The sequence below is a fragment of the Halobiforma nitratireducens JCM 10879 genome (assembly GCF_000337895.1).
GTDB lineage: Archaea > Halobacteriota > Halobacteria > Halobacteriales > Natrialbaceae > Natronobacterium > Natronobacterium nitratireducens.
The window spans coordinates 1-15392 of sequence record NZ_AOMA01000127.1 but is presented as its reverse complement, the minus strand read 5'-3'; the positions used below and the strand labels follow the sequence as shown (position 1 = coordinate 15392).

The following is a 15392-nucleotide window of genomic DNA, read 5'->3' as shown; positions in this document are numbered from 1 at the left end:
CGCTCAGAGATGTGTATAAGAGACAGCCTCCTCGCGGTCTTCCTCCCAGGAGTTGCTCACGTTCTCGAGGACGTCGACGAACCCGGGCTGGCCTCGTTTTGCCTCCTTCGGGAAGTACGTCCCGACGTAGAACGGCTTCCCCTCGGGGGTGAGCCACGCCGAGAGCGGCCAGCCGCCGCGACCGCTGACGAGGTTACAGACGGTCATGTAGATGCTGTCGACGTCGGGGCGCTCCTCGCGGTCGACCTTGATCGGGACGAAGTGCTCGTTCAGCAGGGCGGCGACCTCCTCGTCGGCAAAGCTCTCCGATTCCATGACGTGACACCAGTGACACGCCGAGTAGCCGATCGAGAGGAAGATCGGCCGGTCGTGTTCGCGGGCCGTCTCGAGGGCCTGCTCGTCCCAGGGCTGCCAGTTGACGGGGTTGTCCGCGTGCTGGCGCAGGTAGGGGCTCTCCTCGTCCTCGAGACGATTGCGCTCGGTAGGCTGACTCATGGCCGAAACTACGGCCGGCCGTTGTAAAAGCCCGACGTACGTCGTCTCGTCTTCCCATCCTCCCGTCCGTACCGTCCGAGGCCGGCTCATACTGCCGGACAAAACAATGCACACACCGCTCGCACTCGAGACGCCATCGAGTTCCGCGACGGGCGTCGAGACGCGATCGGGTGTGTACTGACTGTTGTCCAGTCGTATCAGGTGAGCCCGAGCAGGGACACCCCGTAAGCGGACGCCGCGACCAGCACGACCGTCCACGCGAAGATACCGACAGTCATCCACGCGGCGACGAGCCGGCTCCGGCTGCCCGCGAGCAAGGCGACCAGCGCCGCGACGTGGACCCCGGCCAGCACCGGCCCGCCGGCGGCAAGCCCCGGCAGCCCGTATCGGTCCCAGAGCCGCCGTGCTCGGGCGTACCGGTCGCTGGGCTCCGAGCGCCCGCCACGCCGTCGTCGCAGCCAGTTCGCGATCTGCCGGTAGAAGAGGATAAGCGCGTACACCGAGAGGACGTTGCCGGCGAACGCGACGATACCCGTGAGAAGGGGATCGAGCCCCAGGCCGATCGCGATCGGGACGACGACCAGAATTTCGATCACTGGAATCGCGGCGAAGACGAACACCAGCAGGTACTGGAGGACGCTACCGGCTTGCTCGAGACTCGAGCCGACGTCGACGAGGAGAGGAGCGACGGACATGATCGAATGGGAACGGAGACGGTGGGGACACGGCTACGCCGAGGGGAAAAATATGTTGCGCGGTTTCGCGGCTTCGGGACGGCGATACCGACCCGTGCCCGCGGGGCCGACGATCGCGTCCGCGTTTTCGTCCGCGTTCTCGCCCGTGTCGTGAGGGTTCGAGTCCCGAACGGACCGCAGGGTTCGCCGGTAGTGCCGGGAGCGACAGGGAACCGTCGGCCGTCAGTGGCCGACTCGCCGACTCGAGACGGGAGCCCGGCCATCGGCGAGTCGGCTCAGGTCAGTTCACTCCAGTTCCTCGTACAGCAACTCGCGGAGCACCATGTGGAGCACGCCGCCGTGTTCGACGTACTCGACCGCGGCGGGTGTCGCGACCTGTGCCGTGACGGTGAACTCGGTGACGTCGCCGTCCTCCGATTCCGCACTGACAGTGAGTTCCTGATTCGGCTCGAGGCCGTCCTCGAGGCCTTCGATCGTGAACTGCTCGCTTCCGTCGAGACCGAGTTTCTCCCAGCCGTCGCCCTCGTCGAACTGCAGCGGGAGGACACCCATGCCGATGAGATTGTCGCGATAGATGCGCTCGTAGCTCTTCGCGATGGTTGCACGGATGCCGAGCAGGTCGGTTCCCTTTGCGGCCCAGTCGCGGCTCGAGCCGGTGCCGAACTCGTCGCCGGCCATGACCACGAGCGGCGTCTCGTCCTCGCGATAGCGTTCGCTGGCCTCGAAGACGGTGGTCTCTTCGTCCGTGGGGTGGTGAATCGTATAGCCACCCTCCTTGCCGTCTACCATCTCGTTCTCGATACGAACGTTCGCGAAGGTTCCCCGCATCATCACCTCGTGGTTCCCGCGACGGGAGCCGTAGGTGTTGAACTCGTGGGGTTCGACGCCGCGCTCTTCGAGCCACTGTCCCGCGGGGAGATCCTCGCCGAACTGCCCGGCGGGACTGATGTGGTCGGTCGTGACCGTATCGCCCAGCGTCAGGAGACAGCGAGCGTCCGCGACATCGTCGACGCCGGGTTTCTCCAGCGGGAACTCCTGGAAGAACGGCGGCTCGCGGATGTAGGTCGACTCGTTGTCCCAGTCGTAGACGTCGCCGGTCGGCGCGTCGAGGGCTTCCCAGCGCTCGTCGCCCTCGTAGACGCTGGCGTACTTCTCCTCGAAGAGGTCGGGCGAGACGCTCTCGGTGATCGCGTCGTGGATCTCCTCGGTGTCGGGCCAGATGTCCTCGAGGTAGACGTCCTCGCCGTCGTCGTTCGTACCGATCGGCTCGCTCTCGAGGTCGACGTCCATCCGACCGGCCAGCCCGTAGGCGACGACCAGCGGTGGGGACGCGAGGTAGTTGGCGGCGATCTTCGGGTGGATACGGGCCTCGAAGTTACGGTTCCCCGAGAGGACGCTGGTCGTCCAGAGGTCGTATTCCTCGATCGCGTCCTCGATCGGGGCCGGCAGCGGACCGGAGTTGCCGATACAGGTCGTACAGCCGTAGCCGACGACGTGGTAGCCAAGCTCCTCGAGGGAGGACAGCAGGTCGGCCTCGTTCAGGTACTCGGTGACGACCCGACTGCCCGGCGCGAGCGAGGTCTTGACGTACTCGGGTACCTCGAGTCCCGCCTCGACGGCGTTTTTCGCGAGCAGGCCGGCCGCGAGCATCACGGACGGGTTCGAGGTGTTCGTACAGGAGGTGATCGCACTCACGAGCACGTCGCCGTGGCCGATCTCGACGGCCTGACCGTCCTCGAGTTCGACCGAGACCGTCTCGTCGAGCCCCAGACCGGCTTCAGCATCGCTCGCGCCGGCTGCGGCTCCGCCGTCCCCGATCGCCGGTTCGCCGTCGGGTCCGACGACGCCTTGCGCCTCGAGTAGCGTCGGGAAATGGTCGTCCAGGTCGCCCATCGGAATCCGCGAGTGGGGTTTCTTGTGACCCGCCAGGCTCGGTTCGACATCGCTTAGGTCGAACTCGACGACGTCCGTGAACTCGGGGTCCTGTTCGCCGAACAGTCCCTGCGCTTCGAGATACTCCCGGACGAGGTCGACGTGGTCCGGATCGCGGCCCGTCAACTCGAGGTACTCCAGGGTCTTCTCGTCGACGGGGAACATGCTGATCGTCGAGCCCTGCTCGGGGGCCATGTTCGAAATGGTCGCGCGGTCGGCGACCGACAGCTGCGAGACGCCGGGGCCGAAGAACTCGACGAACTTGTCGACGACGCCGACCTCCCGGAGCCGTTCCGTGATGTGGAGTACGAGGTCCGTCGCGGTCGCGCCGTCGGGCAGGTCGCCTTCGAGGCGGACGCCGACGACCTCCGGTAACGACATGGTGATTGGCTGGCCGAGCAGTGCGGCCTCAGCCTCGATGCCGCCGACGCCCCAGCCGACGACGCCGATGCCGCCGATCATCGGGGTGTGGCTATCGGTGCCGACGAGTGTGTCGGGGAGGAGCCACTGCTCGCCGTCGCCGTCCTCGCGTGCGTGGACGACCCGCCCCAGGTGCTCGAGGTTGACCTGGTGGACGATCCCCGTTCCCGGCGGCACGACCTCGAAGTCCTCGAAGGCCTGCTGGGCCCACTTGATCGCCCGGTAGCGTTCCTCGTTGCGCTCGTACTCGAGTTCGACGTTACGCTCGTAGGCGTCCTCGCTGCCGAAGTGATCGACCTGGACGCTGTGATCGATCACGAGGTCACAGGGTACGTCGGGTTCGACGACCGTCGGGTCGACGCCGTTCCGGTCCGCAGCGGAGCGAAGCGCCGCGAGGTCGACGACCGCAGGCACACCGGTCAGGTCCTGAAGTACGACCCGTGAGGGTTGGAACGGCACTTCGGCGTCGGGAACGTCGGGTTCCCAGGAGGCCGCCGCTCGCACGTCGTCCGCGTCGATCGTCTCGCCGTCGGTGTGGGCCTTGCGCAGCACCGACTCGAGCAGGATGCGGACGCTCACCGGCAGTTTCTCGAGGTCACAGAGTCCTCGGTCCTCGAGCGCGGTGAGATCGGCCATCTTGTACGTCTCGCCGTCGCGTTCGAACTCCCGGATCGCCTCCGAGAAGTCACCGGTTGACATACCCCGAACTTGTGCGTCACTGTATTTGAATTCCCCGAGAATCGTCCGCTAAGGCCATCAAGGGCCGCTATTTGTCGGTCTTTGGCCGTTTTTATACCACCAGCGGTCAGTATCCCAGTCGGTCCAGGGTTACCTCGAGTCGCTGGACGTACTCACCACCGAACAGGAGGACGTGAACGAGCAGCGGGTAGAGCCGATAGACGTACCGTCGCCGGTCGAAGAACTCGGAATCGAGCGGGCGACTCTCTCGGTAGCGATCGAAGAACGGATCGCCGAACGTCCCCGTCCAGTCGACGTACGCGAGTTCGATCTCCGGATGGGCGTAGTACGTCGCGGGGTCGAGAAACGCCGTCACCGATCCGTCCGCCGAGAGCACGTTCGTCGTCCAGGCGTCGCCGTGGATCAACGCCGGCGCGTCGGGTTCCTCGATCAGCCCCTCGAGGTCCGCGGCGACCGCGTCGAGCCGTTCGGCGAGTCTCGAGGGGAGTGCTCCGTCCGCCAGCGCGAGGCGTTGGACGTGCTCGAGCCGGTGCTCGCGGTAGAAGTCGATCCACGAGTCGGTCCAGGGGTTCGGCTGCCGGACCGGGCCCGTGAGAGTATCCCGTTCGAGGCCGAACGCGTCGGCGGAACGGTCGTGAAGCGCTGCGAGGTGGTCGGCCGCGTCCCGAGCGACCGCGGCGTCGTGGTCGGTCGATCCCGCGACGAACTCGAGTACCAGCAGGTCGTCGTCGACGTGGTACACGTCGGGAACGGGAAGTGTGCTCTCGCAAGCGAGCGTCCGCAACATGTACGCTTCGACGGACAGCGGCGTTTCGCCGACTTTCGCGACGAGCCGAGAGCCGTCCGCGAGGTCGACGCGGTGGGCGGACCCGATCTGGCCACCCTCGAGTTTCCGGGCCTCGACTGGGGAGGAGTCTCCCTCGCGCTCCGATGCGAGTGCGCTGGCAACGGCGTCGACGATCGCGGCCTCGTCGTCGTTCGGATCGGCCATCGAACCCCTTCGATCAGTCCCGACGGACGTACTCGACGAACGCGAACCCGTCGCGCTCGTCGCGGTCGGTTTCGATCCAGTCCGCCGACTCGAGGTCGGGGAAGAAGGCGTCTCCCTCGGGGTCGTCGTGAACCTCGGTGACGACCAGCCGATCGAGCGCCGGCATGAACTGTTCATAGACCGTCGCGCCGCCGGCGACGAAAATCCGGTCCGCACCGTCGTGGCGTTCCCGGGCCACCCGGTCGGCTCGCTCGAGGGCGTCCTCGAGAGTCGACGCGACGACGGCGTTCTCGGGCGTCTCGAGGTCCCGGCTCGTCAACACGACGGTCGTCCGTCCCGGTAGTGGTTCCCCCAGCGTCTCGAGGATGCCCTCGTAGGTCACCCGACCCATGATGACGGGGTGGTCCATCGTGATCTCCTTGAAGTGAGCGAGGTCCTCGGGGAGGTGCCAGGGCAGTTCACCGTCCGCCCCGATGACGCCGTTGTCGGCGACGGCGACGATACCGGCGAGTTCCCGGTCGGTCGCCACGGCGGCCTCGACGGCGTCTATCGTCTCGTCTGCGTTCGACGCTCCGGTCATCTCACTCGGCGACCCCGAATTCAATTCCGTCGTGGGACTCGTAGTCACGCAACTGGACGTCCTCGGCGGTCAGTTCGTCGATCGAGACGTCAGCAACCTCGAGGGTCGGCCGCTCTATGGGCTCCCGGGAGAGTTGCTCGAGCAGACCGGGGACGTGATCGAGCCGTTCGTCACCCTCGGCTTCGGCTGGGGCCGCGGACTCGAGCCATTCCTTGACCTCGAGGTATCCAGTCCGGTCGTCGGGGTCGACGTCGGCCAGCCGGGACTGCAGTTCCGCGAGGTTGTCGTCGTACCACTCCCCACGGTCGCCGCGACCGCAGTAGACGTGGGCGTCGACGACGGTGTGGGCGAAGGTGCCGGGTTCGAAGCCGGTCTGTTGTGCGACGACTTTCGTCAGGAGCGCGTACGCGGCGATATTAAAGGGCACGCCGAGTGCGATGTCGCCCGAACGCTGGGTGAGATGACAGTTCAGCCGGTCGCCCTGGACGTTGAAGACGAACGTATAGTGACAGGGCGGCAGCGTCGAGACGGCGGCGTTGGCGGGATGCCAGGCGTTGACCACGAGTCGCCGGGAGTTCGGCGAGTCCGAGAGAGTATCGACCACGTACTGTAGCTGGTCGAACACGCGACGGGACCCGCCGTCGTCGGTTTCCTCGACGGTCACCCACTGCTGGCCGTCGTCGGGCCAGGACTCGCCCTCGAGTCGCGCGTCGTCTTCCGGAACCGGATACCGTCGCCAGAAACGGCCGTAAGCGGTGTCGAGGTGGCCGTCACCGTCGGCCCAGGCGTCCCAGATTTTCGTCTCCTCACGGAGATTCCGAATGTGCTCCTCACCGGAGAGATACCAGCAGACCTCGTGGAGCATCGAGTTCCACCGGTAGCCGTCCATCTTCTTGGTGGTCAGCAGTGGATACCCCTCCTCGAGATCTACCTCGTAGTGCTCGCTGAACGACGAAATCGTGTCGACGCCCGTCCGATTGGGTTTGTAGGTCCCCGTCGAGAGCGCGGCGTCGACGAGCTCGAGGTACTGTTGCATCGTCGCTCCCTTTCGGCCGCCCGTTCTTTAGCTTTCGTAGTTCCGGTCGGCCCCGATCAGGGCGCGACGTACTCCACCTCGAGTTGATCGAAGAGGAACGACCAGGTGTCGAGTCGCTCCTCGACGATCATCCAGGTCGGTTTGCCGGTGCCGTGGCCGGTGTCACGGTTCGTCTTGCAGAAGAAGGGACCGCCCTCGGCGATCGACTGCATGCGAGCGGCCATCTTCCAGGCGTGAACGGGATGGACCCGCGTGTCGTCTTCGGCCGTTTTGAAGAAGACGGGCGGGTACTCGGTGCCACTCTCGACGTTGTGGTACGGCGAATACTCCTTGATCCACTCGTAGGCCTCGGGATCGTCCGGGGAGCCGTACTCGCTCGTCCACGAGGAGCCGAGCAAGAACGTGTGGAACCGGAGCATGTCGAGCAGGGGGACGTGACAGGAGACCGCTGCCACCAGATCGGGCCGCTGGGTCAGGACCGCACCGACGGTCAGCCCGCCGTTCGAGCCCCCCTGGATCGCCAGCCGCTCGCTCGAGGTGTACTCCTCGTCGATCAGGTACTCCGCGGCGGCGATCATGTCGTCGAACGTGTTCTGTTTGTCCTCGTGGCGTGCCGCTTCGTGCCACTCCTTGCCGAACTCGCCGCCCCCTCGCAGGTTCGCCTGGGCGTAGACGCCGCCCGAGCGGAGGAATTCGCGGCCGAACCTCTGGAACCCCGGGGTCAGGCTGTTCTCGAACCCGCCGTAGCCGTACAGCAAGGCAGGGTTGTCGCCGTCGCGCTCGAGGTCGGCGCGGTGGACGACGAACATCGGGACCTCGGTCCCATCTTCGGACTCGTAGCGAACCTGCTCGACAGTCAGGTCGAACTCCAGGTCGACATCGGGGCGGTCCAGCTCCTCGGTCTCGTCCCCGTCGGGGTCGTAGCGAAAGACCGCGGGCGGGTGGTCGAACGACTGGTAGCCGAAGAAGGCCTCGGGGGCGTCGCGGTTCCCGGTCAAGCCAGTGACCGACCCGGTTCCCGTCCCCGGCAACTCCAGCGATCGCACGTGTTCGCCCGCCAGGTCGAAGACCTCGAGTTCGGAGACGGCCGCGCGTTCGTACTGGACGAGCAGTCGATCGTCGGCGATCGTCGCACCCGTGACGATCCCCTCACGTTCGGGGACGACCTCGGGTAAGTCGGCGGGGTCGACCTCGTCGACGTCGCCCGAGAGGTCGAGTTCGAGAAACCGGTAGTAGGGAGCGTCCAGGTCGGTCCGGATGTACGCGGTATCGCCGTGGACAAGCGGCGTGTAGAGGTGCTCGGCCTCGGTAACGACGGGTGTCAGCTCGGTGTCGCCGACCGCGGCGTAGTGCAGGTCGCTTCGCTCCCAGCCGGTTACGAACGCCACCAGCAGATGGGTCCCGTCCCGATCGGTCGAGAGCATCGGCCACGTCGAGGGCTCGTCGACCTCGGCCACCAGCGCGTCTTCGTCGGGCTCGTCGCCGTGTTCGTGGTAGCGGATCTCCTTCTCGAGTTGGGCTTCTCCTTCGAGTCCGGTGCGACCGTAGTAGAACCCCTCGGGCGTCCACGCGAACATCCCGGCGTTTGCCCGCCCGAGAGCGGACAACTCCTCGCGGACCTCACCCGAGGGCACCTCGACGACGGTCACGTCGTACAGTTCGTCGCCGCCCTCGTCGACGCCGTAGGCGAGACGCTCGCCGTCGGGCGAGACCGTCCACCAACCCATCGACTTCGTCGCGTCTTCGCTGAACTCGTTGGGATCGACCAACACCGTACGGTCGTCGTCGAGCGACTCGCGGAAGTAGAGGACCGGCTGGTCGTCGTCCGGTCGTTCGACCTCCTGGAAGTATCCCGTTGGCGCGGGCGTGATCGACCCGTAGTCGGTCGTCCGTGCGAGGTCCTCGAACTGCGGCTGCAACGCCTCGCGAACGTCGACCGACTCGAGGTAGGCGTCGGCGTACTCGTTCTGTCGTTCGACGAACGTGTCGATGTCCTCGCCGTCACCCTCGAGCCAGCGGTACGGATCGTCCACGAAATCACCGTGGCGCTCGTAGCTCGTGTTTTCACGTTTCGCTTGCGGAGGGTTGGTCGGTTGCATACCGCCCCGGTTCGGACGGTGGGTCATTGAAACAACCGGTTGCGGAAACGAGGGGGAGCGGTTCGGCGGGGCTGCCGGAAACGGTTTCGACGTCCGAGACCTGAGCGGCTAGCTCGATTCAGCGGGAGAATCCCGCCGTTCACGGCGCGGAAGACGTCACGTCCAGGGCTCCGGGTCGATTGCGTGGTCCGGTTTCTCTCCCGCGAGTGCCTGTTCGAGCTGGCGGGCGATCGTCCGGTTCAGATCGTCGTGAGCCTCGAGCGAATGCCAGCCGCTGTGGGGGGTGATGACGACGTTCTCGAGGCCTCGAAGTGGCGTCTCACCCGGCGGCTCTTCCTCGAGGACGTCGAGACCGGCGGCCGCGATCTCCCCGTTGTTCAGGGCCGTCGCGAGGTCGGCTTCGTCGATGATGCCGCCGCGACCGACGTTCACGACAACAGCGTGTTCGGGCAGTCGTTCGAACGCGTCGGCGTCGAAGAGTCCGCGGGTCTCTTCGGTCAACGGCGCGTGGATCGAAACCGCGTCGGACTCCTCGAGCAGTTCCGGGAACTCGACGGACCGAGCGCCGTACTCCTCGACGACTGACTCGTCGACGTATGGGTCGTAGACGAGCAGATCGAGGTCAAACCCTTCGACGTACTCGGCCAGTCGGCGCGCGATCCCGCCGAAGGAAACGAGACCGAGCGTCGAACCGGGGACGCGTCGCATCGGGCGTTCCGTCTCCCAACTCCACTCGCCGTCGCGGATCTCGCGGTCGAACGCCGGAATCCGCCGGCGACACGCAAGCAAGAGCCCAAGGGCGTGCGTCGCGACCTCGTCGGTACAGTAGTCGGGGACGTTCGTCACGTACACGTCGCGGTCGTCGGCCGCACCGACGTCGACGTTGTCGAAGCCGGTTCCGGCGCGGGCGATCAACCGGAGATCGTCGGCATCCTCGAGAGTATCGGCGGTCACGGGCGTGTGCACGTCCGCGACGAGTGCGTCTGCTTCCCCTAGAGCCTCCGCGACGGCTGTTTCCGTGTGTGTCTCTCGAACGTCGAGTTCGACACCGCTCTCCTCGAGCGCCGAGCGCTGGAACTCTACGTCGACGAACGGCGTCTCGCTGATGATGACACGCTTACTCATAATTCTAATATTTACTACTTTCGTAGTTTATCTACGGTCTCCTTCCTCTTAACTGTACGTCCCGTTCCCAGCAGCCGAAACGAAGGGTGAAAGTCGAGTGTCTGCCGGTCGCGGGGCTCTGGAGGAACGGGCAGCGGTTCGTAGCCGATGGGTTGCTGACAGAGACGTGTGGCCGAACGACAGCCCAGTTCGACCCACGAGCGTGCATACATTCCCCTCGCTAAAGAGCAACGTTTACAGGTTCGTGCGTTCCGCTTTCGAGCATGCGAGAGAACGTACTCCTGATCGGTGGCGGTGGCCGCGAACACGCCATCGCGCGTGCACTCGAGGACAGCGAGGCCGACCTCTACGCCTGTGCGGGCAATCGCAATCCAGGCATCGCCGGGATGGCAGTCGAGTTCGAGACGCTCGAGACGACTGACCCCGAGGCTGTCGTCGAGTACGCCGAAGACGTCGACGCGACTATCGCGGTCATCGGTCCCGAATCGCCGCTGGAAGCCGGCATTGCGGACGAACTCGAGGCCGCCGGCATCTACCCGTTTGGGCCGAAGGAAGAAGACGCCCGCATCGAGACCGACAAGGCGTTCCAGCGTCGGTTCATGCAGGAGGAGGACATTCCGGGCTGTCCCGACTTCGAGACCTTCGACGACATGGCGGCCGCCTGCGAGTTCATCGACGAGTACGACGGCGACCTCGCGATCAAGCCCGCCGGCCTCACGGGCGGCAAGGGCGTGAAAGTCATCGGCGACCAGGTGACCGCCGAGGAGGGGAAAGAGTACATCCGCGAGTCGGACTACGACCGGGTCGTCCTCGAGGAACGGCTGATCGGCGAGGAGTTCACGATCCAGGCGTTCGTCGCCAACGGCGAGTTCCGGACCGCCCCCGCCGTCCAGGACCACAAACGCGCCTACGAGGGCGACGAAGGGCCGAACACGGGCGGCATGGGCAGCTACTCCGACGCCACGACCGCCCTCCCCTTTATGACCGAAGACGAGTACGACGAGGCCGTCTCGATCATCGAGGCGACCGTCGACGCCCTCGACGATTACCGGGGTATCCTCTACGGCCAGTTCATGTTGACCACTGACGGCCCGAAGGTCGTCGAGTTCAACGCCCGCTTCGGCGACCCCGAGGCGATGAACACGCTACCCGTGCTCGAGACAGACTTCCTCGAGGTTCTCACCGCCGCTCGCGACGGCGAGGCCCCGCCGGAACTCGAGTTTGCCGACCGGGCAACCGTCTGCAAGTACGCCGTCCCGGAGGGGTACCCGACGGACCCCGAGGGCGGTGCGAAGATCGAAGTCGACGAGGAGAGTGTGGCGCGGTCGGTCCGCGCCACGGAAGACTCGAGCGGGGAGCAACCCGACCCGCGAGAGAGTGCAGGTGACGCCTTGCTCTACTACGCCAGCGTCGACGAGCGCGACGACGGCATCTACACGACCACCTCGCGTGCCTTCGCCGTCGTCGGCGTCGCGGGTTCGATCGACGAGGCCGAAGAAATCGCCGAGGACGCCCTCGCAGTGGCCGGTGACGAGGGACTGGACATGCGCCACGACATCGGGAAAGCGGACCTGGTTCAACAACGGATCGACCACATGGCCGAGCTACGCGGGGAGTAGCGGCGTCGTCCGACTCCACCTCGAGAGGACGGTTGGAGTACCTGCCTATTTCGGTGGGCTGCCCTCGTCGCCGGTCCGTTCTCTCGCCTCCGCCGAGACGGACGAGCCCACGTCTTCGAGGTCGGCCTCGTCGCGTAACCGGTCCGTATCGATCGCGTCGGTGAGCGTGGCGTCGGTTTCGTCCTCGCTCGTCGCGGATCGCAGCGCGCGGCGGACGGCGAGGAACGCGACGAGTGCGACGCCGCCGGAAGCGACCGCACCGGGAACGCCGTATCGGTTGTAGCCGAACCGCACCGCTTTCTTGCCGACAGTGTAGGCACCGATCATCGTCCGCGAGTTACGTCACGAGCCCGAAGAGGTGCCGGCCTTCGTACGCCGTGGCGTGATGTCGTCGCTCCAGACGTGCGATCGAAACCGAACGCCGCGCTACCGTTGCTCGGTGAGTCTGGCGATCGACCGCTCGATCTCCGCTGTTCGTTCCGTCTGTTCGTTGATCGCGTCCGCGACGTCGTCCGTCCTGGCGGCGACATCTCGAGCGTCGTCGGCGATCCGATCGATCATACTGGCGACCTCCTCGGTGCTTGCTGCCTGGTCGTCCGTGGCGTCGGCGACCTGCTCGATTCCGGTCGACGCCTCGCCGACGGCGTCCGTGATCTGCTCGAGAGCCTCGACCGTTCGGTGAACCTCGTCGACGGCCTGCTCGATGCGCTCGTCGGCGACGGCGATGCTGTCGGTAGTGTCCTCGGTTCGGTCCTGAATGCGGTCGATCGTGTTCGTGATCGTCTCGGCCTGCTCCTGGGACTCCTCCGCGAGGGACTTTACCTCGTTTGCGACCACGGCGAAGCCGTCACCCGCGCTCCCGGCGTTTGCCGCCTCGATCGAGGCGTTCAGCGCGAGGAGGTTCGTCTGGTCCGCGATGTCGTCGATGACCGCCACTAGCTCGTCGATCTCGCCGACGCTCTCACGAAGTTGTTCGACGTCGGCGGACACTTCCGAGGCCGCCGCTTCGACGGCTTCGATCTGTTCGATCGCGTCCTGGGCCGCGTCGGCTGCCGTTTCGGAGATATTTTCTGCCTCTTCGCTGGTCGCGTTGACCTCTTGTGCACTCGCGGCGATCTCTTCGACCGTCGCCGAGAGGTCGGAGACTTCCTCGGACACCTCCTCGACGGCGTCGACCTGTTCGTCCGTGATCGTCGCGATCTCCTCGGCGCTGTCCTCGACGACCGACGTCTCGGACTCGAGACGGTCGACCGACTCCTCGACTTCCGTGGCGACGCGTTGCTGTCGCTCGAGTTCGTCCTCGATCTCGCTGTAGGACTGGATGTAGGCGTCGATCGCCACCTGCTGGTCGAGGCTCATGAGTTTCAGGGCCGAAACCGTCCGGGCTTCGATCTCGTCGGCGACCGCCTCGAGTTCGTCCTCGACGGTTTCGCGATCGATCGTCGTCGAGTCGTGTTCGCCGTTCTCGTTGGCCTCGCTTTCGTTTTCGTCCTCGTTTTCGTCCTCGTCCTCGTACTCGTCGAGTCTCGCTTTCGCACGATCCACTGCAGCCGAAGTAACACCCTCGAGGAGGTGTTCGTAGTACAGGGTGTACGATCCCAGGAAGACCTTCGGCTCGAGGTCGATCAGTTCGTGTACTTTCCCGATCCGGGCCCGGCTCTCGAAGTACGAGCGGTCGTAGGTCCCGCTCCCGAGCCCTCTGAGATACTCCGCCTGGAGGCCTTTGAGCTGGTCGATCGAGCGGGAGGAGCGATCGAAAATCTCGTTCGTCTCGGCGTGGGACTGCAGATGATCGTAGAAGGTGTCGACGGTATCGGTCTCGATGTCGGTAAAGATCGGTTCCATCTCCACGAGACGAGCCGCGTCCGTCCCGTCGAACCGGGCGATCCGCTTTCGGGTCTCGATCTCTTTCCCGTCGACCTCGAGGTCGTCGAGGAGGTCGCCGCCGTCGATTCGTCGTCGCCGCTCGTCAGTCAGAAACGTTGAACTCGATCGTGCCATGGTTGAAGCTTGAAGCTATCGTAGTCAGTTCCGCGTCGACTGCGAGTGACGCGGTTTCGCCCCGTGGAATCGTCTCGGTGGTCGATAGATCACGGCACGGCCCCATCGTCACCGTGCCCGACCGTGTTAGGTCTCGCTATCGCAGAACCTAATTTCCACGACGGATCTATATCTCCTCGGTATGAGGGCGTTATATTTTATCTTGGTGGCCAATCGTCGGTCTAGAGCGGTCACAGACGCGTACTGACGGCCACGGAGTACCGCCCTCGATACCGACCAGCAGTTTGCTTCTGTGGTATCGTCGGTCCCATCCGGTCTCGAACCTCCGTTGGCGGTCGTCGCCCGCCGTCTCCCGTGTGCCGAATCGAGTGCAGGACGATAGGCCGGTGGGCCAGGTCGGGATACCGAATCTCCGTACAGGAGCCCGCCTCAGGAGATGACGCCCGTCTTGGTCGCGACCTCTCGAGCCGCCCGCTCGTCCATCCCGTCGCCGAGGATCGTGTACCGATCGCGAATCTCGTGGCAGGTCGTCAGCGCCTCGATGACGGTCTCGTCGTCGATGCCGAGTTCCTCGGCCGTCGTCGGCGCGTCGATGCTCGCAAGCGCCGAGCGGATATCCTGCCAGAAGCCCCGCTCCCCGCCGTGGAGGTACGCAGCCATGATCGAGCCGACGCCGACCTGGTGGCCGTGCAGGGCCGCCCCGGGTTCGAGCCGATCGAGTTGGTGCGAAAAGAGGTGTTCCGCACCGCTTGCGGGCCGCGACGAGCCCGCGATGCTCATCGCGACACCGGAGGAGACGAGCGCCTTGGTGACGATCCAGGCCGATTCCTCGAGTCCGGGTCGGACCATGTCCGCGTTGTCGACCAGGATTTCGGCGGTCATCTCCGAGAGCGCGGCCGAGTACTCCGAGTACTCGGCGTCTTTGAGCCGCTTTGCGAGCCGCCAGTCCATCACCGCGGTGTAGTTCGAGATGATGTCCGCACAGCCGGCGGTCGTCAGTTCCCATGGTGCTTCGGCCAGCACTTCGGTGTCGGCGATCACCGCCAGCGGCGGCTCGGCCGCGACGCTGTGACGAGTGTCGCCGTCCGGAACTGACCCGCGGTTGCTGACGATCCCGTCGTGGCTGGCAGCCGTCGGCACCGAACAGAAGCCCATCTCGAGGTGGTCGCTGGCCATCTTCGCGATGTCGATGGCTTTGCCGCCGCCGATCCCGACGAGGTAGGAAACGTCCTCGGCCTCGGCGGTCTCGATGACGCGCTCGACGGCGTCGAAGGTCGCGGTCTCGACCGTGACGACGGCGGGTTCGACGCCGGCGGCCTCGAAGTCCGCGGCGATCGGGTCCGCCGCGACCTCGCGTGGCGTCGGACTGGTGACGAACAGCGGTCGACCCTGCAGGTGGAGGTCGTCGATGACATCGACGGCGTTGTCGATCACGCCGTGGCCGACGACGACGTTTCGCGGGAGGCGAATCCACGTCGACTTCTCGAACATACCCGGACCGACTCACGCGGTGACTATACGTGTTTTTCCTCGCCGTCGGTCCCAGGTCGGATCGGCAGCTACCGTTTCGAACGTTTCGAACCGAAACCTCCATTTCGTGACCCCCGAGAGTGTGCTTTGTTGAATAGCTGCTGAATGAGGGTTAGAGTGGCTCACAGAGCTTTTCTATGTTGATGATGGCGAACATGAGGACGATTTCA

11 protein-coding genes and 1 pseudogene are annotated in these 15392 nt (G+C 65.3%); 1 reads left to right on the top strand and 11 read right to left on the bottom strand.

Annotation, left to right across the window (positions count from 1 at the left end; all coding sequences use genetic code 11):
- Window positions 1–27 precede the first annotated feature (27 nt).
- The 8 genes and pseudogenes from C446_RS12810 to C446_RS12775 all read right to left on the bottom strand — a co-directional run.
- Window positions 28–495, bottom strand: a pseudogene (locus tag C446_RS12810) (thioredoxin domain-containing protein); the annotation flags it as partial.
- 197 nt (window positions 496–692) lie between these two features.
- Entirely contained in the window at window positions 693–1190 is a 498-nt protein-coding gene (locus tag C446_RS12805) for a small multi-drug export protein (protein ID WP_006673536.1), read from the bottom strand.
- Window positions 1191–1475: 285 nt separating this feature from the next.
- A complete protein-coding gene (gene acnA, locus C446_RS12800; RefSeq protein WP_006673535.1) occupies window positions 1476–4241 on the bottom strand; it encodes an aconitate hydratase AcnA in 2766 nt (921 codons plus the stop codon).
- Window positions 4242–4347: 106 nt separating this feature from the next.
- Window positions 4348–5232 (bottom strand): fructosamine kinase family protein, encoded by an 885-nt coding sequence (locus C446_RS12795; protein ID WP_006673534.1) that lies wholly within the window; start codon window positions 5230–5232, stop codon window positions 4348–4350.
- A 13-nt stretch (window positions 5233–5245) separates the two neighbouring features.
- Window positions 5246–5812, bottom strand: a complete 567-nt coding sequence (locus tag C446_RS12790; protein ID WP_006673533.1) for a dihydrofolate reductase — start codon at window positions 5810–5812, stop codon at window positions 5246–5248.
- 1 nt (window position 5813) lies between these two features.
- Window positions 5814–6848: a thymidylate synthase gene (thyA, locus tag C446_RS12785; RefSeq protein WP_006673532.1), complete on the bottom strand. Its 1035-nt coding sequence runs from the start codon at window positions 6846–6848 to the stop codon at window positions 5814–5816.
- Between the two features lie 56 nt (window positions 6849–6904).
- Window positions 6905–8947: a prolyl oligopeptidase family serine peptidase gene (locus C446_RS12780; protein WP_006673531.1), complete on the bottom strand. Its 2043-nt coding sequence runs from the start codon at window positions 8945–8947 to the stop codon at window positions 6905–6907.
- A gap of 156 nt (window positions 8948–9103) precedes the next feature.
- Window positions 9104–10072: a C-terminal binding protein gene (locus C446_RS12775; protein ID WP_006673530.1), complete on the bottom strand. Its 969-nt coding sequence runs from the start codon at window positions 10070–10072 to the stop codon at window positions 9104–9106.
- 263 nt (window positions 10073–10335) lie between these two features.
- On the opposite strand from C446_RS12775, the gene purD reads away from it, so the two are divergent.
- Window positions 10336–11691 (top strand): phosphoribosylamine--glycine ligase, encoded by a 1356-nt coding sequence (purD, locus tag C446_RS12770; RefSeq protein ID WP_006673529.1) that lies wholly within the window; start codon window positions 10336–10338, stop codon window positions 11689–11691.
- 45 nt (window positions 11692–11736) lie between these two features.
- On the opposite strand, the gene C446_RS12765 is transcribed toward purD, so the two are convergent.
- The 3 genes from C446_RS12765 to C446_RS12755 all read right to left on the bottom strand — a co-directional run bounded on the left by C446_RS12765 (window position 11737) and on the right by C446_RS12755 (window position 15183).
- Entirely contained in the window at window positions 11737–12018 is a 282-nt protein-coding gene (locus C446_RS12765) for a hypothetical protein (RefSeq protein ID WP_006673528.1), read from the bottom strand.
- 99 nt (window positions 12019–12117) lie between these two features.
- Window positions 12118–13692, bottom strand: a complete 1575-nt coding sequence (locus C446_RS12760) for a globin-coupled sensor protein (RefSeq protein ID WP_006673527.1) — start codon at window positions 13690–13692, stop codon at window positions 12118–12120.
- A gap of 429 nt (window positions 13693–14121) precedes the next feature.
- On the bottom strand, window positions 14122–15183 hold the full coding sequence (locus C446_RS12755; RefSeq protein WP_006673526.1) for an NAD(P)-dependent glycerol-1-phosphate dehydrogenase: 1062 nt from the start codon (window positions 15181–15183) through the stop codon (window positions 14122–14124).
- Window positions 15184–15392: the final 209 nt, after the last annotated feature.

Coding starts and splice junctions, on each gene's coding strand:
- C446_RS12765 (WP_006673528.1), bottom strand. CDS start 12,018: ATGATCGGTGCCTACACTGTCGGCAAGAAAGCGGTGCGGTTCGGCTAC.
- C446_RS12790 (WP_006673533.1), bottom strand. CDS start 5,812: ATGACCGGAGCGTCGAACGCAGACGAGACGATAGACGCCGTCGAGGCC.
- C446_RS12760 (WP_006673527.1), bottom strand. CDS start 13,692: ATGGCACGATCGAGTTCAACGTTTCTGACTGACGAGCGGCGACGACGA.
- purD (WP_006673529.1), top strand. CDS start 10,336: ATGCGAGAGAACGTACTCCTGATCGGTGGCGGTGGCCGCGAACACGCC.
- C446_RS12775 (WP_006673530.1), bottom strand. CDS start 10,072: ATGAGTAAGCGTGTCATCATCAGCGAGACGCCGTTCGTCGACGTAGAG.
- C446_RS12780 (WP_006673531.1), bottom strand. CDS start 8,947: ATGCAACCGACCAACCCTCCGCAAGCGAAACGTGAAAACACGAGCTAC.
- acnA (WP_006673535.1), bottom strand. CDS start 4,241: ATGTCAACCGGTGACTTCTCGGAGGCGATCCGGGAGTTCGAACGCGAC.
- C446_RS12755 (WP_006673526.1), bottom strand. CDS start 15,183: ATGTTCGAGAAGTCGACGTGGATTCGCCTCCCGCGAAACGTCGTCGTC.
- C446_RS12795 (WP_006673534.1), bottom strand. CDS start 5,232: ATGGCCGATCCGAACGACGACGAGGCCGCGATCGTCGACGCCGTTGCC.
- C446_RS12805 (WP_006673536.1), bottom strand. CDS start 1,190: ATGTCCGTCGCTCCTCTCCTCGTCGACGTCGGCTCGAGTCTCGAGCAA.
- thyA (WP_006673532.1), bottom strand. CDS start 6,848: ATGCAACAGTACCTCGAGCTCGTCGACGCCGCGCTCTCGACGGGGACC.